The organism is Clostridium sp. ZBS15 (genome assembly GCF_023845705.1).
Lineage (GTDB): Bacteria > Bacillota > Clostridia > Clostridiales > Clostridiaceae > Clostridium > Clostridium aquiflavi.
This window is the reverse complement of the sequence record NZ_JAMQHY010000005.1, coordinates 31,183-54,214: the sequence shown is the minus strand read 5'-3', so window position 1 is coordinate 54,214 and position 23,032 is coordinate 31,183. Positions and strand designations below refer to the sequence as shown.

Below are 23,032 nucleotides of genomic sequence, written 5' to 3'. Positions count from 1 at the left end.
GACAAGCAGTAAATATGAATATAAAAAGGAAACTCGACTGCGCTGAGTAAGTTCGAGAAACAAAATATAAAATTTTGACTCTCACTTAACTATTCTCAAAGTCCAATTACAATGCCACTTTACCTATTGCATATATCAACACGCATTTAAAACAGAGCGTATATAAAAAGTATTAGAGGTGCTAAAAATTATGATGCAATCTATATTATATGAACATGAAAACTATTGTGGCAAATTAGGGGCAATTTATTCAAAAGAAAAAACAACGTTTATATTATGGGCTCCAGTTTCAAAAAGTGTAAGAGTAATATTATATTATAAAGAAAAAAATGAAGTTTTTGATATGAAAAAAAGAGAAGAAGGAATATGGAGTTTAGAACTTTTAGGAGATTTTAATGGAGTTTACTATAATTATTTGGTTAATAATGAACAAAATGAAATAGAAGTTGTAGATCCATATGCTAAAGCAGTAAATGTAAATGGAAATAGGGGAATGGTAATTGATTTAGAGTCTACTAATCCTAAAGATTGGGATGAAGATATCAAGCCAAAATTTACAAATGCAACAGATGCTATTATATATGAAATACATGTAAGAGATTTTTCAATAAGTAAAACATCAGGTGTTAATGATAAATTTAGAGGAAAGTATAATGGGGTTTATGAGAAGGAAACTAAGATTCCAGGAACCAATTACCCTACATGTTTAGAGTATATAAAAGAGCTCGGAATAACACATGTTCATTTAATGCCAGTATTTGATTATGCAACAGTAGATGAATCCAATGTTAGTTCTGAAAATTATAATTGGGGATATGATCCTAAAAATTTCAATGTACCAGAAGGATCATATTCTTTAGACCCTTTTAATGGGGAAAAACGAATAATAGAATTTAAGAATATGATTAAAACTTTACATGAACATGGTATAAGAGTGATTATGGATGTTGTATATAACCACACACATTCAACATATAGTTCTAATTTAAATTGCATAGCCCCTAGTTATTACTATAGACAAAATAATGATGGGTGGTTTTCTAATGGGTCTGGATGCGGAAATGAATTAGCAACAGAAAAAAAGATGGTTAAAAAATTTATAATTGATTCTTTGATTTATTGGGCAAGTGAGTATCATATAGATGGTTTTAGATTTGACTTAATGGGATTATATGATATAGAAATTATGAAAGATATAAGAAGAAGTTTGGATAAAATAGATAAATCCATACTTATGTATGGTGAAGGTTGGACAGGTGGTGCATCTCCTTTACCAGAATGGGATAAATGTATTAAGTTTAATATTAGTAAATTTGGAGACATGAATATAGCAGCATTTAGTGATGATATTAGAGATGGAATAAAAGGAAATGTCTTTGATTCTCATTCAAAAGGTTTTATAAGTGGTGCAGGAATTTTAGAAGAGACTATTAAATTTGGAGTAGTAGCCTCTACAAAGCATAATCAAATAAATTATGAAAGTTTAAAATATAGTAAATTTCCATGGGCAAATGAACCGTATCAAACAGTAACATATGCGTCTGCGCATGATAATTATACATTATGGGATAAGATATGTATGTCTAATAATAATTTTTCAAAAGAAGATTTAAAAGCCATGAATAAATTGTCTGCGGCTATAATTTTAACTTCTCAAGGTATTCCATTTTTTCAAGCAGGAGAAGAATTTTTAAGAACTAAGAAAAATAAGGATGGAAGTTTAAATGGCAATAGTTATAATTCACCTGATAGTGTAAATGAATTACAATGGAATAGAACTGTAGAATATAAAGATGTTGTAGATTATTATAAAGGATTAATTAGGCTTAGAAAATTTTGCAAAGGATTTAGAATGGATACTAGCAATGAGATAAGAGAAAACTTAAGATTTTTAGAGAAAAAGATAAATTTTGATAATGATAGAATAGTTGCATTTTATATAAATTTAAGTTATTTGCAAACTAATTGGACGGAAGTTTGTGTAATATATAATGCAAATCCAAATTCAGTCGAAATTAAATTGAATAAAAATGGATGGTATGTTATTGTAAATGAAGATAAAGCTGGAATAGATGAACTGACATATATAGAAAATAATGTAGTAAAAGTGTCTAAATTAAGTTGTTATGTATTAGTAAAAAAAGATTAAAAAAACAACTATAAAAATGAATTGTGTTAACAAATTAATAAAAATAACAAGATATACTATTGAATTTAAATCAATATATGTTTATAATATATTAAAATGATATGTTAAAAATTGTGATAAGGAAGAGTATATTTAGTAAGCTTTTCAGAGAACTAGAGATTTGGTGGAAATCTAGTAAGTGAACTTTATAGAAGCAGCCTTTGAATTTCATATTGAAAAATAAGAATTACTATTCTTAATTAGATAATGACGTGTTCCTTACGTTATAAAGGTTGAAGTATTTATGAAAATATTTCTATAGAGTGAGCATTTTATGCTTATTAGGGTGGTACCGCGTAATCAATCTTTCGTCCCTTGTTTTTGGGGATGAAGGATTTTTTTATTACAATTAAATACCTTATCTGATAGTTATTAATTTTAAGGAGGCATTTTATATGGAAGAAATACTAGAAATATTAGAAAAAAATAGTCGTTATACTGATGAACAAATAGCAACTATGTCTGGAAAAAGCGTTGATGAGGTTAAAGCAGCAATTAAAGATTATGAAGACAAAAGTATTATAGCAAGATATACTACTTTGATTAATTGGGAAAATACAGGAAAAGAAACTGTAACAGCATTAATTGAAGTTAAAATAACGCCTCAAAGAGGAGCAGGTTTTGATAAAGTAGCAGAAAGAATATATAAATTTCCAGAAGTTACAGCATGTTATTTAATGTCTGGAGGATTTGATTTAACAGTTATAGTAGAAGGAAAGAGCATGAAAGAAGTAGCTCTTTTTGTATCGGAAAAACTTGCTGTGCAACAATACGTATTAAGCACTAGCACACACTTTGTTTTAAGAAAATATAAAGACCATGGAACAATATTTAAAGAAAAGAAAATTGATGATAGGGAGGCAATTTTTATATGATTATAGAGAATATGATTAAGAAAAACGTAAGAGAAATGCCACCATCAGGAATAAGAAAATATTTTGACATGATTAATGAAATGGAAGGTGTTATATCTTTAGGAGTTGGTGAACCTGATTTTGTTACTCCTTGGAATGTTAGAGAAGCTGGAATTTATTCATTGGAAAAAGGGCATACTCATTATTCATCAAATGCTGGATTTATAGAACTTAGACATGAAATATCTAAGTATTTATATAGAAGATTTAATCTTAGCTATAATCCAACTGATGAGATAATAGTAACAGTAGGGGGAAGTGAAGGAATAGACATAGCTCTTAGGGCATTAGTTGGACCTGGAGATGAGGTTATAATACCAGAACCAAGTTTTGTTGCATATAAGGGATGTACAACTTTTACAGGAGCAACACCTAAAGTCATAAATCTTAGGGCAGAAGATGAATTTAAGCTTACTCCAGAACTTTTAGAAGAAGCAATAACTCCAAAAACTAAAGTTGTAATAATACCGTTTCCTAATAATCCAACTGGTGCAATTATGACTAGAGATGAATTAGCTAAAATAGTAGAAGTTTTAAAAGATAAAGATGTAATTGTTATATCAGATGAAATATATGCAGAACTTTGCTACGATAAAGAGCATGTTTCTATAGCATCTTTTCCTGAAATGAGAGAAAAGACATTGGTAATAAATGGTTTTTCAAAAGCTTATGCTATGACTGGTTGGAGATTAGGATACTTATGTGGACATCCAATACTAATAGAAGAAATGAAAAAAATACACCAATATGCTATAATGTGTTCTCCAACAACAGCACAATATGCAGCAATAGAAGCCATGAAAAAAGGTGATAAAAGCGTGCAAACCATGGTAAGAGAGTATAATAGACGAAGAAGAGTGCTGGTTGACGGATTCAGAAAAATGGGATTAGATTGTTTCGAACCACTAGGAGCATTTTATGTATTTCCATCTATAAAATCCACGGGAATGACATCTGATGAATTTTGTGAACAGCTTCTTATAAATGAAAAAGTACTTACTGTTCCAGGAAATGCATTTGGAGATTGTGGTGAAGGATTTATTAGAGCTTGTTATGCATCATCTATGGACAATATAATGGAAGCACTTAAAAGAATAGAAAGATTTATTAATAAAATAAATAAATAAATATTATTTAAAAACAAAGTCAAATTAAATTATAAGTTTTTAAAGTGTATCATGATGAATAAAAATTCAATTTGATACACTTTATTTTAAAAAACTATAATAATACCATTAACTTAATAATATTATTAAGTAGAGAGAATATATAAGTGAAAAATAATTTTAAAATTTGTTGAAATTCATTATTTATTTTTATTTTTGTTAAAGTATAAAATTAAAAAGACATAAATTCTGAATAAAATTTAAAAAGGATTTCATATGAAAAAGTATTTGTAAAAAATAAATATTATAGAATTATATGGAAATTATATGAAAAAATATAAAATTGATAGAATTAACTACATAAAATATTAATCGATTTAAAAAATATTCGTTTTTATAATGTTTTAACAATAAAAAGGTTATCCTAATATTGACATTGCTAATGTAATATAATATGATAGTTATGTAACCGGTAACATGGTGAGAAAATTAATAAAACCTTTTTAATTTTCTAATGTTTTAAATTAATCGTTTACAAATAAGGCAAAATAGTTTAAGTAGTTGTGTGAGAACATTAAGGGAGGATTCATATGGGGGCCACGATAAATGATATTGCTAAAATAGCAGATGTATCATCTACAACAGTTTCAAGAGTATTGAACAATTCAGGTTATGTAAAAGAAGAGACTAGACAAAAAGTTTTAAATGTTATAAAAGAAATGAATTATACTCCAAGTGCTATTGCTAGAAGTCTTTCCAAAAGTGAAACAAATACAATTGGAATTATTGTTCCAGACATAACTAATAATTATTTTGGAGAAATAATAAAGGGAATAAGTGAAGTTGCAGAAGAGAAAAATTTAAATATAGTTTTATTTAATACAGATAATTCTTTGGAAAAGGAATTAAAGGCTTTAAAATCTGCAAAGGCCCAAAGAATAAAAGGAATAATAATGACACCTGCTTTTGGAGATGGTAATTTTAAAACTAAATATACTACTTTAATAGAACAGTTAAATATACCAGTTGTTTTGGTATCAGCAGATATAAAACATAGTAATTTAAGTGGTGTTTTTGTGGACAACGTAAAATGTGGATTAGATGCAACTAATTTATTAATAAAAGAAGGACATGAAAAAATAGGAATAATAACAGGGAATATAGATTCTGATGCAACTATGGACATGCTTTCTGGATATAAAAAAGCACTTAATGAAAATAATATTGATATCATGGATAAATATATTTTCAATGCAGACTTCAAAGCGGAAATAGCTTATAAATTAACTAATAATATATTAAAAATAGAAGATAAACCAACAGCATTAGTTATTTGTAGCAATATGATGACTATGGGAGCAATAAAAGCACTTATAGATTCAAAAAAGAAAACACCAGAGGACATATCTATTGTAGGAATTAATAGAGTTGATTTTTTAGATATAGTAGGATTGCAAGTTACATATATAGAGGATTCACCAATAAAACTTGGAAAGAGTTCTATGGATATGCTTTGGGAAATAATAAATGATAAAAATAATAAATCTGTAAGGAGAACAATAATGGCTCCTAAAATAATATGTAATGGTTCAGAAAAAAAGATATATTGAAATGAATAGTATATATGTTAATTGTGAAAATTAGTATAGAGAATAAATATTATATAAAGTTAATTCTACATAATATACTAAATTAATTTGAATTTAAGTTATAAATTTCATTATAGTTTGTAACTTGAAATATATTATTAAAAATAGTAGGAGGAAAAGCAATGAAAAAGAAATTATTATCATTATTAGCTATTTCTGCAATAACAGTATCAATGTTTGCTGGTTGTGGAGGATCTAGCACAGGAACTAGTGATTCAAAAAAGGGTGGAGAGCAAATTAAAGTAGGTATGGTTACAGACTCAGGAACAATAGATGATAAGTCATTTAACCAAGGTACTTGGGAAGGAATACTAAAGGCTGAAAAAGACCTTGGAATTGCACAACCTAAATACTTAAAACCAAATGGAGAAACTGAAGCAGATTATATGAAGGAAATTGGAAACCTTTATGATGCTGGATTTAGATTAATAGCTACACCAGGATTTAAATTTGAAACTGCTATATATAAATCACAAGAAAAATATAAAGATGCAAAATTTGTTTTAATTGACGGTACTCCAAATAGTGGTGGAAAAACTCCAGAATATAAAGTAGATGAAAACAGTGTTTCTATTTTATTTGCTGAACACCAAGCCGGATTTTTAGCAGGTGTTGCTACATCTGTTGAATTAAAAGAAGGAGACCTAGGATTTATAGGTGGTATGGAAATACCAGCAGTACAAAAATTCAATTGGGGATTCCAACAAGGTGTTGCTTATGCTAATGAAAATTTAGGAACTAAAATGTCATTAAAAGCAGACAATATAATATATCAAGGTACATTCAATGATACAGCAGCAGGACAACAATTAGCAGCTCAAATGTATGACAGAGGAGTAAAAGCTATATTCTGCGCAGCTGGTGGAGTTGGTAATGGAGTTATAACAGAAGCTAAGACTAGAATCGGATCAGGTAGTCAAGTATGGGTAGTTGGTGTTGACAGAGATCAATTTGATGATGGTGTATATGCAGATGGTAAATCAGTAATTCTTACTTCAGCAGTTAAAAAAGTAGAAGCTGCAAGTTTTGATATGGTAAAAGCAGTTAAAGAAGGTACTTTCCCAGGTGGTCAAACTTTAACATTTGATGTTACAAAAGATGCAGTAGGTATTCCAGCAAAGAATCCTAATTTATCAGAAGCAACAATGAAAACAGTTGCTGAAGTAAATGAAAAAGTTAAAGATGGAACAATAACAGTTGCAGGTGAACAAGGAAACTTAGTAAAATAATATCTGTTTTATTAAATAAATATTATTTCAAGTAATAACAATTGAAGAAAACTTTTATTAAATAATATAATAAGTTTTCTTCATTGTTAAATACTATATAAGAAATAATAATAAACTAATTTTCTAGAACAATAATAAATTTTGATTTCTATATATTGATAATTGACAATGTACAATAGATAGACCTGAAGTATTGTATATTATCAATTGGCAATTAGAAATTGCTAATCTAAAAAAGGAGGACTCTACTATGGAATATGTAGTTGAAATGCTAAATATTCGTAAGGAATTCCCAGGTATAGTTGCAAATGATAATATTACCGTAAGACTAAAAAAAGGTGAAATTCATGCATTACTTGGTGAAAACGGTGCGGGTAAATCTACATTAATGTCAGTTCTTTTTGGTATGTATCAACCAGAAAGAGGAGTTATAAAGGTAAGAGGAAAAGAAGTTAAAATATCTAATCCAAATGTTGCAAATGATTTAGGAATAGGAATGGTGCATCAACATTTTAAATTAGTACACAATTTTACAGTAACTGAGAATATAATTTTAGGATGCGAACCTAAAAAGGGTTTAACAGTTGATGTTAAAAGTGCTGCTAAAAAGATTAAAGAACTATCTGAAAAGTACTCATTAAATGTTGATCCATATGCCAAAATAGAGGATATAACAGTAGGTATGCAACAAAGAGTTGAAATCTTAAAAATGCTTTACAGAAATGCTGAAGTATTAATTCTAGATGAACCAACAGCTGTACTTACACCACAAGAAATAGATGAACTTATGAAGATTATGAAAAACCTTATAAAAGAAGGAAAATCTATCATTATCATAACTCATAAGCTTAAAGAAATTAAAGCAGTTGCAGATAATTGTACTGTTATTAGACGTGGAAAATATATAGGAACAGTTAATGTAAAAGAAACATCTCAATCAAAGATGGCAGAAATGATGGTTGGAAGACCAGTAAGCTTTAAGGTTGAAAAAGAAGATAAAGAACCAGGAGAGGTAATTTTAAAAGTTGATAACCTTTCTGTAATGAATAATAAAAAGGTACTTGGTCTTAAAAACTTTTCAATTGAAGTTAAAGCGGGAGAAATTCTTGGAGTTGCTGGTGTAGAGGGTAATGGACAATCTGAATTAATTGAAGCCATTACTGGAATGAGACATGTACAATCTGGAAAAATATATTTTGAAGGTAAGGATATTACTGATATGTCAATACGTAAACGTATTGATAGCGGAATAGCACATATTCCAGAAGATAGACAAAAAAGAGGACTAGTTTTAGATTACACTATTGAAGATAATATTGTACTTGAGATATATGGTAGAGAACCATTTTCTAAACATGGATTATTAAACAGAGAAGCTATACACAATTATGCTGAAAAAATTATTGAAGAATTTGATGTTAGATCAGGAGAAGGTGGAGCATCTTTTGCTAGGACAATGTCAGGTGGTAATCAACAAAAAGCTATAATTGGTCGTGAAATTGAATTGGATCCAGATTTATTAATAGCAGTTCAACCTACTAGAGGTCTAGATGTAGGTTCTATAGAATATATTCACAAAAGACTTGTAGAACAAAGAGATGAAGGAAAAGCTGTTTTACTTATATCTTTAGAATTAAGTGAAGTCTTGAATCTATCAGACAGAATTGCAATCATTAATAGCGGTGAATTAATAGGTACTGTTAATGCTTCAGAAACAAATGAAAATGAAGTTGGCTTAATGATGGCTGGTATTCAAAGGGGGAGTGAAGCGTGAGTAAAAAAGAGAGTTTAAATTCTATACTTGCAGTTGTTTTAGGATTGATTGCAGGTGCAATATTAATGGCTCTTATTGGAGATAATCCTGTAGATGGATATTCATATCTATTTAGAGGCGGATTAATGAACATAGAGAGAATTGGTAATACTCTAGCGACAGCTACACCATTAGTACTTACAGGACTTTCAGTTGCATTTGCATTTAAAACAGGTCTTTTCAATATTGGAACTCCTGGCCAAATGTTATTTGGTGGATTTGCTGCTACAGCAATAGGATTAACATGCTATAACAGCATGCCAAGATCGATATTACTATTAGTTATGATAATTGTGGGAGCGGTTGCAGGTGCACTTTGGGCATTCATACCAGGATTATTAAAAGCTAAATTTAATGTAAATGAAGTTGTATCTACTATTATGATGAACTGGGCTTGTTATTGGATAGTTTACTATACAATTCCAGCTTACTTTAAAGGTGAAACTTTAGAAACAGAATCAAGGTTACTTCCAGAAGTAGCATCATTAAAGACACCAGTACTTACTAAATTATTTGAAGGCTCTTACATTAATCTAGGTATATTTATTGCAATTTTAGCAGTTATTATAGTTGGATTTATATTAACAAAGACAGTTTTAGGTTATGAATTAAAGGCTGTAGGTTTTAATAGAGATGCTGCAGAATATGCAGGTATGTCAGTAAATAAAAATGTAATTTATTCTATGATGATAGCAGGTGCACTTTCAGGTCTTGCAGGTGTAGCTCAATATGTAGGAAATGCATCTAATATACAAATTGGTGTAATGCCAACTCAAGGTTTTGATGGTATCGCAGTATCATTACTAGGTGCCAACAATCCTATAGGTGTATTTATATCAGCAATATTCTTTGGATTATTATATTCAGGTAAAGGATTTATGAATGCCAATACAAGTATTCCACCTGAAATTGCAGATACTATAATAGCAACTATTATATATTTTGCAGCTACAAGTGCAGTTGTACCTATGGTATACAATAAATTTAAACGTAAAAAGGAATTAAAAAATGAACAAAAGGCAGGCAATACAGGAACAGGAATATTGCCTAATGATGAAAATAATAAATCTTCAGATGATACTGAAGAAATAAATAACAAGGAGGAGAAGTAATATGTGGGGAATAATACAACAAGTTTTTCCTTATGCTATTGCGTATACAATTCCTCTATTAATCACTTCACTAGGTGCATTATATTGTGAAAGAAGTGGAGTTGTAAATATTGGACTTGATGGATTTATGATTATAGGTTCATTTTCAGGAGCATTAACAATATTTAAGTTACAAGAATCAATGCCAAATAGTACTCTTCCTCTTTGGATCGGTTTACTTGTAGCAGTGGTAGTTGGGATGTTATTTTCACTATTACATGCATTTGCTAGTATAAATTTAAATGCAGACCAAGTAATTAGTGGTACTGCAATTAATATGATAGCAGGAGCATTAACTATATTCTTAGCAAGAACTATTGCAGGTAGTGGACGTATAAGAATTCAAACAGGATTTTATCCAATGGATGTTCCAGTTCTTTCATCAATACCAATAATCGGAGATTTGTTTTTTAAGAAAACATATATTACTACATGGTTAGTTTTATTAATACTTGTAGTAAGCATATTCTTAATATATAAAACTAGCTTTGGTTTAAGATTAAGAGCATGTGGAGAACATCCTCAAGCAGCAGATGCAGCGGGAATTAACGTTTATCGTATGCGTTATATTGGAGTATTAGTTTCAGGCGCATTATCATCTCTTGGAGGAGCAATAATACTTGTAACATACTCAGGTGAATTTAATGGAAGTGTTGCAGGACTTGGATTCTTAGCATTGGCAGCATTGATATTTGGTCAATGGAAGCCATTAGGTATTCTTGGAGCTACATTATTCTTTGGATTTGCAACTACAGTTGCTAATGTATCACAAGTAATTCCAGCATTAGCATCTATACCATCAGTAATACTAAAAGTATTCCCATATGTAGTTACATTAATTGCATTAGTATTATTCTCAAAATCTTCACAAGCACCAAAAGCATCTGGGGAACCATTTGATTCTGGTAAAAGATAATAAAAAATAATTTTTAAAGGATAAGCTAATATATTATTAAAAATAATATATTAGCTTATCTAATCAAAGAATATATTCTTAGATGCTAGGGAATCGGTACCGTATTTACTTTGATATATGGTATTATAAAAAACATAATAAAGTCAAATGTTTGGAATCCTATAGTTATATAAATTTAGAATAAAGGGGACATGAAGAATGGAAAATAAAGAACTTATAAAAATAGCATTAAAATATAGAGAAAAGGCATATTCACCATATTCTAATTTTAAAGTTGGTGCCGCTGTATTATTTGATAGTGGAAAAGTATATGGTGGTTGTAATATTGAAAACGCTTCCTTTGGTGCAACTAACTGTGCAGAAAGAACAGCAATTTTCACTGGTGTAGCAGAAGGTGAAACTAAGGTTACTGCAATTGCAATAGTAGGAAGTTTACAAGAAAATACTTATCCATGTGGAATTTGCCGTCAAGTTATAAGTGAATTTGGAGGCCCTGAAGTAAAAGTAATACTTGCTAAAAGTGAAGAAGATTATATTGTAACAGATATGGCTGAAATTTTACCAGGTGCATTTACAAAAGCAGATTTAGATAAAAATAACAAATAATAACTTAAAAGATATTTTAGGATATAAAAAATTGCATATATTTAGAATGAATTTCAAAAATTAGATTATGTGGAGGTAACAAAATGAGTATTCATATAAATGCACCAGAAGGTGCAATAGCAGAAAGCATATTATTACCAGGAGATCCTTTAAGAGCTAAGTTTATAGCTGAAAATTTTTTAGAAGATGTAGTTTGCTATAATGAAGTTAGAGGAATGTACGGATTTACAGGGACTTATAAAGGAAAAAGAGTTTCAGTTCAAGGAACAGGTATGGGAATACCATCAATATCAATCTATGTTAATGAATTAATTCAAAGTTATGGAGTTAAAAATCTTATAAGAGTTGGAACTTGTGGTGGATATCATGAAAAGGTTAAGGTTAGAGATCTTGTAATTGCAATGTCAGCATGTACAGACTCAAATCTTAATTTAGTAAGATTCCAAGGCAGAACATATGCACCAACTGCAAGTTTTGACTTATTAAAACCAGCTTATGATTTAGCTGTGCAAAAAGGATTTGAACCTAAGGTGGGCCCTATATATAGTTCTGATATATTCTATGGTGATGATAATGAAGATTGGAAGAAATGGGCTGACTTTGGTTGTTTAGGAGTTGAAATGGAAGCAGCAGCATTATATACTATTGCAGCTAAATATAATGTTAATGCATTAGCATTACTTACAGTAAGTGATCACTTTATAACAGGTGAAGTAACTACTGCAGAAGAGAGACAAACAACATTTACAAATATGATTGAAGTTGCATTAGATACTATAGTTGGATTAGAATAATACTTAAATTATAAATAAGAAGCAATTGAATTATAATTTTATTTGATAAAAATAAAAATAGTTAAATAAAATAAATAAATTTATAAAAGAGAGCTTTTGGAATTCCAAAAGCTCTCTTTTACTTTATAAATAAATATAGAATTTTATAAACCTCAAAATTTTATGTTAATATTCCTCGTAAACACAAACGCCTATAGAACCAGGTCCAGTATGTACACCTGTACAAGCTCCGATAGTCTCTAAAGATATTTCTGTTATATTTTCATGATCTTGTACATTGCTTAAAAATTCATTAGCTTCTTCATCAGCATCTCCATTCAAAATCCAAACTCTACATTTACCGTTGTCAAGATATGACATAAGTATTTGCTTTAATTTAGTTAAAGATTGTTTTCTTCCTCTAGCTTTTGCATAAGGGTATAAAAAACCATCTTCATCAGAAGAAATTATTGGTTTTAAATTTAAAGTTTCAGCAATAGCACCAGATACTCGTCCTATTCTTCCACCTGCTCTTAAATATTTCAAAGAAGGAAATGTTACAAAACCATGAGTTTTATTCCTAATATCTTCAAGATTAGAAAGAATATCTTCAAAGGTACAATTATCATTAATTAATTTTCCAACTTGTGTTGCAATAGCTCCAACTGGATAACCTATTGTTTTTGAGTCAAATATGTAAGATTTAATTTTAGGATAATGCTCACTTAATAATCTTATACTATTAAAACATCCTGAAGAATTAGCTGAAACTGTAATAATAATTACATGAGTATAGTTTTCAGCAATTAAGTTTTCAAATATTTGACTACTATATTCTATGTCTGGTAGAGATGTAGTAGGAATTTCTGTTTTTAAAAGGGTAAATAATTCTTTTGAGGATATTGTTATTCTATCTAAGTATTCGTTATCATTGAAAATTATTCTAAATGGAAGTAACTTAATATTGAAGTTATCTAAAGTACTTTGATTTAAGTCACAACTACTATCTGTTATTAAGGCAATTTTTTGCAAAAATTTTTCCTCCTTAGTATATAAATATACAAAATTTTTCCTTAATTTATATGAATTAAATTTTTTATGTAATTAAACTATATCATAGCTTTTAGCGTACTACAATGATTTTTAATGTTAATATTTTGGCAAATATATTCCAATGAAAAATATTACTTATATTTATTTAATTTACATTTTAAATGACAGATAAATTTTATATATTAAGACTTAATTTAAGATTAAATGTATAGTCTATATTTTTTAAACAATACTAAAATAGAGAAACATTATATATATTTAGGAGGGTTAAATTTATGGCAAAAGCAGGAATGAGAAGACCTGATCCAAATGATGCTCATGGAACTGAAAGTAATCATAAACAACATTATAAAAAAAATGATGTTGAGCCAGTACCAGAAATTCAAGGTAAAGCAAAAACAGGCAATAAAAAAACTAATCCTATAAAATACTAAAAATTTAACTGTCTAAAATAGAAAGAATTCTATTTTAGACAGTTGTTTTTATTTTAAGACATAATTATTAAAAATAAGTTAAAAACATTAAAAATAAGCTGAGATTATAGTATAGTATAATTGTAAAACAATGAAATAAAAAGCAAGGAGATTGGAAAATGTATATAATAAACTTTATAAGAGGATTCTGCATGGCACTTGCAGATAGTGTTCCTGGAGTATCTGGAGGGACTATAGCATTTATTTTAGGATTTTATGATAAATTCATTAACTCATTAAGTAATGTTATTTCAGGAAAAAAAGAAGAGAAAATAGAAGCAGCTAAATTTTTATTCAAATTAGGGATAGGATGGATTGTGGGATTTGTATCTTCTGTATTATTTTTAACATCAATTTTTGATAAAGAAATCTATAAAATAAGTTCGTTATTTATTGGTTTTATAATATTTGCAATACCTATAATTATAAAGGAAGAAAAAAGTTCTATTATAAATAGATATAAAAATATATTCTTTTCTATAGTAGGCGTATTTATAGTTGTATTGATATCTTATTTTAATCCTGTTGCAGGTTCAGAAAGTGCAGCTGGTATGTCATTAGATAGATTAACATTAGGTCTTGGAATATATATTTTCATAGTAGCTATGGTGGCTATTTCAGCTATGGTTCTTCCAGGAATATCTGGTTCAACTTTACTTTTGATTTTCGGATTGTATGCACCAATAATGAATGCGGTAAAAGAGGTATTAAAACTTAACTTTGATTATTTACTTGTATGCTTTGTATTTGGTTTTGGAGTTCTTTTTGGAATTCTTATAACTATAAAGGGTGTAAAGTATTTATTAAGTAATTATAGATCACAAACAATATACTTAATTTTAGGACTTATGATTGGATCAATATATGCAGTATTTATGGGACCAACATCATTAGAAGTTCCTAAACCACCTATGGATTTACATACGTTTAATATAATGTTCTTTGTAATAGGTGGCGGAATAATATTATTACTTCAAAAATTAAAAGACTATCTTGAAAATAAAAATTAGTATTTAGATAAAAAATCATTTTGATTGTTCGAAATGATTTTTTTTACTTTTAAAGTATAAAAAGGGTAATTATTAATAATTGTAGAATATCATTATATAAGATAAATTTTATAATAAACTATTAATATTAGATGAATAATTTAAGTATGGGTGATTAGGGTGGAAAAAAAATTAATGCTTTTAAAAATAAGTGATTTAAAAACTGGAATGGTAATAGGGGAAGACGTACAGGAAAATAACAATGTATTATTATCAAAAAATGTTGTTATAAGTGATAAAATTCTTAATAAATTACAAACTTTATATAATATAGATGAAGTATGGGTTTATGGAGAGGACTCATTAGAAAAAGCAGAAAATAGTAAGAAAAATTCAGAACGAGAATTTAAAAAAGTAGAGCATAAATTAAATGAAATATGTGAAGATTTACATGATGTTCTAGATAATACTGTTGAGTTACAAAAAGATTCTCTTAAAGAAATTAGAAAATTAATATCTGAACTACAGAATGTTATTAAAATACCAGAGATATTGATAGATAATCTACTTTTTTATGGCAGTGAAAACGATTCTATATATAGACATAGTTTAAATGTAGCATCTATAAGTAGTTTACTTGGAAAATGGATTGGTTTTGAAGAAAATAAGATAAAATTATTAATATATTCAGCACTTTTACATGACATTGGAAAATGTAAAATAGACGATAAAATAATCAATAAGAGTGGCAGATTAAATTCAAAGGATTTAAAAAAGATTAAAGAACATCCTGTTTTAGGATATAAGATAATTAAAAAAATTAACTTTTTAGATAAATCAGTCTCTCAATCGATATTATTACATCATGAAAGAGAAGATGGAAGTGGTTATCCATTAGGAATTACAGGTGATAAAATACCTGATTTTGCAAAAGTTATTGCAATAGCAGATGTTTTTGAGGCAATAAACTCTAATAGATGCTATAGAAATAAAAAGTCTCCTTTTGAAGCAATACAAATAATTAAGGAAGAAAGCTTTGGTAAGTTAGATTATAATTATTGTAATATATTTTTAGAACATATAGTAAATTATTATATTGGAAGAGAAGTTAAGTTAAATAACAATAAAATAGCTAAGATAGTACAAATGAATATTAATGAATTAGATCGACCTTTTATATTTTTGGAAAATGAATTTTTAGATTTAAAAGAAAATAAAGATTTAATAATAGAACAATTTATTTTATAACACTTTATCACGATAAAGTATTGACAAAAATTAATAGCTTTGATAAAATTAGCACATAATTTCTTAATTGACAGAGTAGATATTTGCGCGTTAAGTGTTAAGAGGACGGGAAGTTGCCTCTTAAACGAAAAACTTTTGTTTGCGGTGTAAATATTGCATTCCGCTGTTAATATTAAAGAGGAACCCTCTTTTTTATTCAGCAAATATAATTAAAGGGGGGATTCTGTATGAGAAATTTTTATACTTTAATTTTAAATTCATCAAAAGAACTAAAAAATGTAAGAAATCTAGTTACGGCTTCGTTATTAATAACAATAAAGCTTATTTTAGATTTGTTTACAATTCAAATCACACCGTTTCTACATCTTAGTTTTGAATTTTTAGCATCTGTAACTATAAGTATGCTATTTGGTCCTGTTGTAGGTGCAATGTGTGGAGGATTATCTGATGTTCTTAATTATTTAATAAATCCTAAAGGTGCATTTTTTGTAGGATTTACTTTATCGGCAATGATGTCTGGATTAATATATGGAAGCATTTTGTACAAGAAAAAAATTACTTTAACAAGATGTGCATTTGCTAATATTATTTCAGTGATTCTTGTAGATATAGTTATGAATACTTTTTGGTTATCTATCTTGGGAGGTAAGGCATTTTATGTACTTTTACCAATAAGAGCCTTTAAGAATTTAATAATGATTCCTATAAATGTAATGATGATATGTTTTGTATTGAATTTAGTAAATAAGATTAAAAAAGAAAATTTTAATTAGGCAAATGAAAATAAATACTTTTATTATAGATGTACTCTGAAATATACAGAGTACATTTTTTATTTATGTTATGTTTTAGTAGAGTGTTGATATAGCCAAAAATTAAAGAGAATATAAAGTCTTTTAAATGTGAAAAATATAAATAAAGAAATTGCAAAACAAGAGGAAATAATTATTAATGAAGAAATTATAGTAAAAAATAATGGTTTACCGGAAAAAATTAGTATGATAAAATACTATTGTAATTACTTGTAGTATTATTAGGGAGGCATTAAACATGAAAAAAGATTTATTAGACAAGGGAGCAGTTTTACAAAGAGATAAGGAAACATATGCTATAGCACCTCATTTAACAGCAGGTCTTATAACACCAGAACAATTAAGAACATTAGCTGATGTCGCAGAAAAATATGAGGTTAAAGCTGTAAAAGTAACAGGAGCTCAACGTATTGCACTTGTTGGAATAAAAGAAGAAGAAATAGATAATGCATGGAAAGACTTAGGTATGAAACCAGGAGCAGCTGTTGGATTATGTGTAAGAAGCGTTAAAGTATGTCCAGGAACAACTTTTTGTAAAAAAGGACTACAAGATTCAGTAGCAATTGGAAGTAAGCTTGATGGATTATACCATGGTAAAGATTTACCTAATAAGCTTAAAATAGGAGTTAGTGGATGTCCACAAAGTTGTGCAGATAATCATATAAAAGATATTGGTATATATGGAATGCCTAAAGGCTGGGTAGTTCAAATTGGTGGAAAAGGTGGATTAAAACCAAGGCTTGCAGATAAAATTGCAATGAATGTATCAGAAGAAAAACTATTTCCATTAGTTGAAAAAATAATTCAAATTTATGCAGAAAATGCTACATCTAGAGAAAGATTAGGCGATTATATAGATAGAGTTGGATTAGAAGAAGTTAAAAAACAAATAGATATTGAAACTTATTTATAATTTAAAATAGAGCTAAAATAAAAAAATTAAGCAGAGAATTAGCCTAAAATAACTATTTCTCTGCTTTAATGATTATCTTAAAAAGTCTTTAAATGTTGCACGATTAGATTCTTTTTTTGATGATCTTATAATATTTTTGTATTCTTTTAATTTAGCTTGTTCTTCCTCAGTAAGTTCTTTCTTACAGTGTTTCTTTTCTATTAGTGCTTTAAAATCTTTATATTTTTCGTCACCTAATTTTTTCTTTAAAACAGTTTCTTTTATATCAGCTAATTGCTTTTGTTGTTCCTCTGAAATTTCCTCACCTTTATCTTTAAGCTTTTTAATTTCTTCTAATTGTTTCTTTTCCTTTTTTGAAAGATAGTTTAAATTATCTTTATCAAAGATCCAACTACCATTGTGTTTATCAGTTGAAGAATCATTGTTATTAAAATAGCTTATGCTTGAAGTTAAAGTTGTAGCATTAACTTTTTGAGGAATAACTGTTGTCACACTAATAATACAAAGAGAACAAGCTATAGATTTTATTAATGCTTTTTTCATATAATAAATCTCCTTTTTAATGTAATTTGTTAATATTTCATTAAACTAAACGTCATCACTAGTATGTGAAATATTAAAGAAATTTATTATATTTTTTTAAACTAAAGTTTTTTATTATTGAGTTACTTTGTTTGATGTATTTTCTGAACTGTTATTTTTAGTAGAATTTTCATTATTTACCGAAGTTACTGAATCAGCATTGTTTTTGGTAGATTCAGTATCATTGTTTGAATCACTTGATAACCAATCTGATATTGCTTGAAAGAAATTAGAAAAGAATTCCTTAACCTTAGCAAAAAATCCTTGAGCCTCTTCACTATTTAATTTTTCTTTTAATTTACTTGCAGCATCATTTAATTGATTTTTAATTTTATTATAATTAAGATCTAATCCATTTATTTTAGTCATTAAAGAATTAATAGTTTGTCTATCTTCATCATTAAGTTCAACTTTATATTCTTTAACTGCTTTTTCAACTATTTTTTCAATTTCTTTATCAGTTTTAGGTTTTTCTTTAACGACATCTTTTTTTACATCATTTATCAATTTGGCTGCTTCATCTTGTCCTATTTTATCTCCAAGACCACCTGTAACGACAATTTCTTCGTTAGCAACTTCTTTTTTTTCTTCATCAATTTTAGAACCACCAGAACTATTCTCAAATCCTTTTAGAATACCAGTAAGTGCAGCAGTACCAGAAACTTTAAATGGTGCAGCAGCTACTACATTGGCATTTTCTACTCCAGCTGTAATTAAAGCATTTCTTATCATTCCTTCTGTAACCCATGTAAGGTTATATGTAGAAATAGTTAGTCCACCTTTACTTGTTGGTTCAACATAAGAGCAAGAAATAGATTTATTACCTAATTGAGCTGGAGATGCAACATTTCCAAGGTATTTTTGTTCTTCAGCTGTTGTTATTTCTAAAATATTTGCATCATTTTTAGTGACTTTAAAGTAATCAAGCATTTGATTCTTTTGATCTTGTGTTAAATTTCCACCTAATGTAACAACCTTAAATGAATCTGCAAACGCTGTTATATTTGGAGAAAAAGAAATAATTAAACATAATGTCATAAACATAATTAATAATTTACTTGAAATTTTTTTGATAATTTTCATAATTTTAAACTCCTTTTATTATTACATATTAAATACAATTAAACTAAAAAGAATAATTACAGTTATATTATAACATACAATATAATAGGGTTAATTTCAATTGTATTAATTTAATATTAAGATTTTAATTTAATATTTTTAAGAATTTTGGAAAGAATATTTTAAATAAGTTTAATATATTAGAAATTAAAAATTAAAAAATAAAGTTTTATAAAATTGTAACTTTTAAAGAAATATAATATAATTAACAGTAATATTTAAAATATTTTAGTATAGATTAATAATTATAATTTTTGTTGAATTGTAGGTGAATTTATGATTAGTCATAATGATGAATATATAATATTCATAAATAATATTGGAAAAAATAAGCCTAATAGTTTTAATAATAAGAATACAGAATGTCCGTTTTGTAATAGGAATAAACTTACTGATATTATTCAAGAAAAGGGACCATTTGTATTGTTAAAAAATAAATTTCCAACATTAAGAGATACTCTTCAATTAGTTATTATAGAAACCTATGATTGTGAATTAAATATGGGAAATTATGATTCTGAATATATGGAGCAATTAATTAGTTTTGGGCTAAAGAATTGGCTTGATATAGAAAAAAGCAATAAGTACAAGTCAGTAATATTTTATAAGAATCATGGACCTCATTCAGGGGGAAGCATAAAGCATGCTCATATGCAAATTGTAGGATTAAATAATATAGATTATAGAGAAAATATAAATGAAAAGTATTTTGAAGGTATAGAAATTTTCAAAAGTGAATGTTGTGAAGTAAACCTATCTACAAAACCTATAAATGGATTTAATGAATTTAATGTTATTATAAATGATGATTTAAAAAATACATTTAGTTTATCGGAAGGCATAAGAAGAATAGTTTATTATATATTAAATAATTATTTTGCTAAATGTGACAGTTTTAATTTGTTTTTTTATCATTGGAATAATAAAATTATATGTAAAGTTACACCAAGATTTGTTACATCACCACTATTACTTGGATATTCATTGAAACAAGTTTCTAATAGTCTAGAAGAGATGGCAGGAAATTTAAAAGAACTATATTTTAAAGAATAGTATTTTAGGGAAAAAAGAACTACAGAAATTAAAGTAGTTCTTTTTTTATGCTATTAATTTAAGAAAATATGGGTTATCGGCATTATACATATTCCTAAAAAAATTGAGTATAAAGATAAATTGTTATATCCATATTGGCGAGAAGATGGAATTAACTCTTCAAAAGATATATATAGCATTATTCCCATTACAAATGCAAAAATTAAACCTAAAATAAAATCATTAATAAATGGTTTTAAAATAAAAAAAGAAACAAGAGCCCCTAAAGGTTCTGATAAACCAGAATACAATGTGTATTTAAATGCTTTTCCCTTACTACCAGTAGAGTAGTAAATTGGCATAGCAACAGCAATACCTTCAGGTATATTATGCATAGCTATGGCTAAAGAAATAGACATTCCTAATGTGATATTTTGATAACTTGACATAAAGGTAGCAATACCTTCAGGAAAATTATGTAGTGTAATTGCAATCATTGATACAAATCCTACTCGAAAAAGATTTAAATGCTTATTACTATCATGCTCATTTATATTTTTAGATTCATGTGGAACAAATTTATCAACAAGCATAGCAAATATTACACCACTTAGCATATAAAATATTGTTAGCAATACACCATAGACATTTCCATAATATTTTACTAATGTTTCTTCAGCATGAGGAAACAAGTCAGTAAAAGAAACGCAAATCATTACTCCTGAAGAAAATCCAAGAGCAAAAGTAATTATTTTATCACTTTTTTTCTTTATAAATAATACAACAACAGCACCTAATACTGTTGAAATTCCAGCAAAAAAAGAAAGTAATAAGGCAATATATGCATTATTAGTCATTTATTTTACACCTCTTTAATTATTACTATATTTTTATATATTCTTAAAGTTATAAGAAAATTACAAAAAAATAGATATGTTTAAGAATAAAAAAACAATGCTCACTACATTAAAGATATCTTTTAACATAGTGAGCATTGCTTTTTTTAAATAATATTAAAAAGGAGTCGTAATTTATTGTTTCCAAATAGTTTCAAATGAAATTTTTATATATTCCAATGAGAATATATTTGCATTTAAGTTCATTACTAACTCTACTTATATTGTAGCAGATTTAAATTAAAAAACAAGTATGTTTTCACAATTCGGAAAATATTTTGAAAATTTAAATAATTAAGTTATATATATTTGTTTACTGTTGAATTATTTAACATAAAGCATTAAGCTAAAAATAATTTTTTAATATAGTTTTGTAGTTCGTGCAATTCCTGTACTGTTTCTTTTAACGATAAAAGGTTCATATTCTAGTCTCATAATGCAAGATCTGTTTTGTGAATTTGAAGATTTACTATTTATTTTTTTCAATATAATATTAACACCTTCAGTACCTTTATTTTCTATAGCATGATCAACTGTTGTTAAAGATATTTTTTGCAAAGATGATAATAGGGTATTATCAAAACCACAGACTGAAAAATCATTTGGTATTTTATATTTCATTTCTGTTAATGCATCCATAATCCCAATAGCTACCATATCATTAGTTCCAATAAAGGCTGTTACATCAGTTTTTTCTGCTAACAATTTTTTTGTTAAGTTATATCCTGTTAAATATTCAGTTTTATCTAAAGGATACTTAGTAGTATTTTGAATGTCTTCATTTTTTATTATAATGTTATCGATATCAACATTGTGATCATAAAAGCTTTTTTTCAATCCATTAAGTCTTTGAATTCTTGGAATTTCATGTGCAAGTAGTGGAGTAGAAATATAAGCTACTTTTTTATGTCCAAGAGATAATAGATGTTCACCTATAATATAGCCTGTTTTATGACTATTTAATTCTACAGAATCTAAATCTAAATCTTCATTTTTATCACTAATTAAGACAACAGGAGCAGAAGAAACTAAGTCTTTTATTTGTGAAACTAAAGTAGATTGATATAAATATATAATCCCAGCTACTTTAAGATTTGAATACATATTTAAATAATGTTTTTCAAGCTTAGGATTTCTCATTGTAGGTGCTATAAATATAGAATATCCATGTTTATTTGCTTGCTCAGTAATAGAATGTATCAGCATAGTATAATACAAATTAGAAAGAGATGGACACATTATTATAATAAGCTTTGATAAAGCTGTATCACTACATGTCTTTTTATTTTTTTCATATCCTAGAACTTTTGTAGCGTTAAGAACTTTTTCTCTTGTTTCATAAGAAAAAGAAACATCGGGTCTATTATTCAACACCATGGAAACAGTTGATTGAGAAACTCCAGCATAGTCAGCAATATCTTTTGTTGTTATCTTACGATAAGACGTCAAGTAAACCACTCCTTTTCTTTTAAACTTAGTATACAAAATAGGAATAAAAAAGACAAATAGTTAATTAATAAATAAATTTATTATTAATGGATTTAAGGGGTTTTATTAATAATTAGTA

General features: G+C 27.4%; 21 protein-coding genes, 1 riboswitch and 1 other annotated feature. Of the genes, 16 read left to right on the top strand and 5 right to left on the bottom strand.

The window, feature by feature from the left end:
* Window positions 1–190 precede the first annotated feature (190 nt).
* From pulA to deoD, 10 genes are all read left to right on the top strand, one after another.
* The gene (gene pulA / locus NG904_RS02860) at window positions 191–2,149 is read left to right on the top strand and encodes a type I pullulanase (protein ID WP_252229651.1); all 1,959 of its coding nucleotides are present in this window, start codon (window positions 191–193) and stop codon (window positions 2,147–2,149) included.
* Window positions 2,150–2,253: 104 nt separating this feature from the next.
* Window positions 2,254–2,507 (top strand) — a binding site (T-box leader).
* A gap of 76 nt (window positions 2,508–2,583) precedes the next feature.
* The gene (locus NG904_RS02855; protein WP_252214014.1) at window positions 2,584–3,063 is read left to right on the top strand and encodes an Lrp/AsnC family transcriptional regulator; all 480 of its coding nucleotides are present in this window, start codon (window positions 2,584–2,586) and stop codon (window positions 3,061–3,063) included.
* Window positions 3,060–4,229, top strand: a complete 1,170-nt coding sequence (locus NG904_RS02850; RefSeq protein ID WP_252214012.1) for an aminotransferase class I/II-fold pyridoxal phosphate-dependent enzyme — start codon at window positions 3,060–3,062, stop codon at window positions 4,227–4,229. The genes NG904_RS02855 and NG904_RS02850 overlap by 4 nt, the downstream gene beginning before the upstream one ends.
* A 569-nt stretch (window positions 4,230–4,798) precedes the next feature.
* Entirely contained in the window at window positions 4,799–5,818 is a 1,020-nt protein-coding gene (locus NG904_RS02845; RefSeq protein WP_252229649.1) for a LacI family DNA-binding transcriptional regulator, read from the top strand.
* Between the two features lie 161 nt (window positions 5,819–5,979).
* Window positions 5,980–7,086 (top strand): BMP family lipoprotein, encoded by a 1,107-nt coding sequence (locus tag NG904_RS02840; RefSeq protein WP_252229647.1) that lies wholly within the window; start codon window positions 5,980–5,982, stop codon window positions 7,084–7,086.
* 250 nt (window positions 7,087–7,336) lie between these two features.
* Entirely contained in the window at window positions 7,337–8,860 is a 1,524-nt protein-coding gene (locus NG904_RS02835) for an ABC transporter ATP-binding protein (protein WP_252229645.1), read from the top strand.
* A complete protein-coding gene (locus tag NG904_RS02830) occupies window positions 8,857–10,011 on the top strand; it encodes an ABC transporter permease (protein ID WP_252214004.1) in 1,155 nt (384 codons plus the stop codon). The genes NG904_RS02835 and NG904_RS02830 overlap by 4 nt, the downstream gene beginning before the upstream one ends.
* Before the next feature lies 1 nt (window position 10,012).
* On the top strand, window positions 10,013–10,966 hold the full coding sequence (locus tag NG904_RS02825) for an ABC transporter permease (RefSeq protein ID WP_252229642.1): 954 nt from the start codon (window positions 10,013–10,015) through the stop codon (window positions 10,964–10,966).
* Window positions 10,967–11,164: 198 nt separating this feature from the next.
* Window positions 11,165–11,572, top strand: coding sequence for a cytidine deaminase (locus NG904_RS02820; protein WP_252214000.1), 408 nt, complete (start codon window positions 11,165–11,167; stop codon window positions 11,570–11,572).
* Between the two features lie 83 nt (window positions 11,573–11,655).
* Entirely contained in the window at window positions 11,656–12,366 is a 711-nt protein-coding gene (gene deoD, locus NG904_RS02815) for a purine-nucleoside phosphorylase (protein WP_252213999.1), read from the top strand.
* Between the two features lie 165 nt (window positions 12,367–12,531).
* Here the strand turns inward: deoD and NG904_RS02810 are convergent, their stop codons facing one another.
* Complete coding sequence (locus tag NG904_RS02810; protein WP_252229640.1) at window positions 12,532–13,377, bottom strand: DegV family protein; 846 nt, start codon at window positions 13,375–13,377, stop codon at window positions 12,532–12,534.
* A 296-nt stretch (window positions 13,378–13,673) separates the two neighbouring features.
* Here NG904_RS02810 and NG904_RS02805 point away from each other — a divergent pair, with 296 nt between their 5' ends.
* From NG904_RS02805 to NG904_RS02785, 5 genes are all read left to right on the top strand, one after another.
* Window positions 13,674–13,832, top strand: a complete 159-nt coding sequence (locus NG904_RS02805) for a hypothetical protein (RefSeq protein WP_192875381.1) — start codon at window positions 13,674–13,676, stop codon at window positions 13,830–13,832.
* A 158-nt stretch (window positions 13,833–13,990) separates the two neighbouring features.
* Complete coding sequence (locus tag NG904_RS02800) at window positions 13,991–14,881, top strand: DUF368 domain-containing protein (RefSeq protein ID WP_252229637.1); 891 nt, start codon at window positions 13,991–13,993, stop codon at window positions 14,879–14,881.
* 159 nt (window positions 14,882–15,040) lie between these two features.
* Entirely contained in the window at window positions 15,041–16,108 is a 1,068-nt protein-coding gene (locus tag NG904_RS02795) for an HD-GYP domain-containing protein (RefSeq protein ID WP_252229635.1), read from the top strand.
* Between the two features lie 69 nt (window positions 16,109–16,177).
* A riboswitch (THF riboswitch) is annotated at window positions 16,178–16,276 on the top strand.
* A gap of 59 nt (window positions 16,277–16,335) precedes the next feature.
* Window positions 16,336–16,881 (top strand): folate family ECF transporter S component, encoded by a 546-nt coding sequence (locus NG904_RS02790; protein WP_252213995.1) that lies wholly within the window; start codon window positions 16,336–16,338, stop codon window positions 16,879–16,881.
* A 277-nt stretch (window positions 16,882–17,158) separates the two neighbouring features.
* Window positions 17,159–17,833: a ferredoxin-like domain-containing protein gene (locus tag NG904_RS02785; RefSeq protein WP_252229632.1), complete on the top strand. Its 675-nt coding sequence runs from the start codon at window positions 17,159–17,161 to the stop codon at window positions 17,831–17,833.
* A 72-nt stretch (window positions 17,834–17,905) separates the two neighbouring features.
* On the opposite strand, the gene NG904_RS02780 is transcribed toward NG904_RS02785, so the two are convergent.
* Both NG904_RS02780 and NG904_RS02775 read right to left on the bottom strand, forming a co-directional pair.
* Window positions 17,906–18,376, bottom strand: coding sequence for a coiled-coil domain-containing protein (locus tag NG904_RS02780; protein ID WP_252213992.1), 471 nt, complete (start codon window positions 18,374–18,376; stop codon window positions 17,906–17,908).
* Window positions 18,377–18,490: 114 nt separating this feature from the next.
* A complete protein-coding gene (locus NG904_RS02775) occupies window positions 18,491–19,498 on the bottom strand; it encodes a DUF1002 domain-containing protein (protein ID WP_252229630.1) in 1,008 nt (335 codons plus the stop codon).
* A 315-nt stretch (window positions 19,499–19,813) separates the two neighbouring features.
* On the opposite strand from NG904_RS02775, the gene NG904_RS02770 reads away from it, so the two are divergent.
* Window positions 19,814–20,590 carry a DUF4931 domain-containing protein gene (locus tag NG904_RS02770; protein ID WP_252229628.1) on the top strand — a complete coding sequence of 259 codons (777 nt, stop codon included), beginning with the start codon at window positions 19,814–19,816 and terminating at the stop codon, window positions 20,588–20,590.
* Between the two features lie 53 nt (window positions 20,591–20,643).
* On the opposite strand, the gene zupT is transcribed toward NG904_RS02770, so the two are convergent.
* Complete coding sequence (gene zupT / locus NG904_RS02765) at window positions 20,644–21,426, bottom strand: zinc transporter ZupT (protein ID WP_252213988.1); 783 nt, start codon at window positions 21,424–21,426, stop codon at window positions 20,644–20,646.
* 399 nt (window positions 21,427–21,825) lie between these two features.
* Window positions 21,826–22,923 carry a LacI family DNA-binding transcriptional regulator gene (locus NG904_RS02760; RefSeq protein ID WP_353846042.1) on the bottom strand — a complete coding sequence of 366 codons (1,098 nt, stop codon included), beginning with the start codon at window positions 22,921–22,923 and terminating at the stop codon, window positions 21,826–21,828.
* Between the last annotated feature and the right edge of the window lie 109 nt (window positions 22,924–23,032).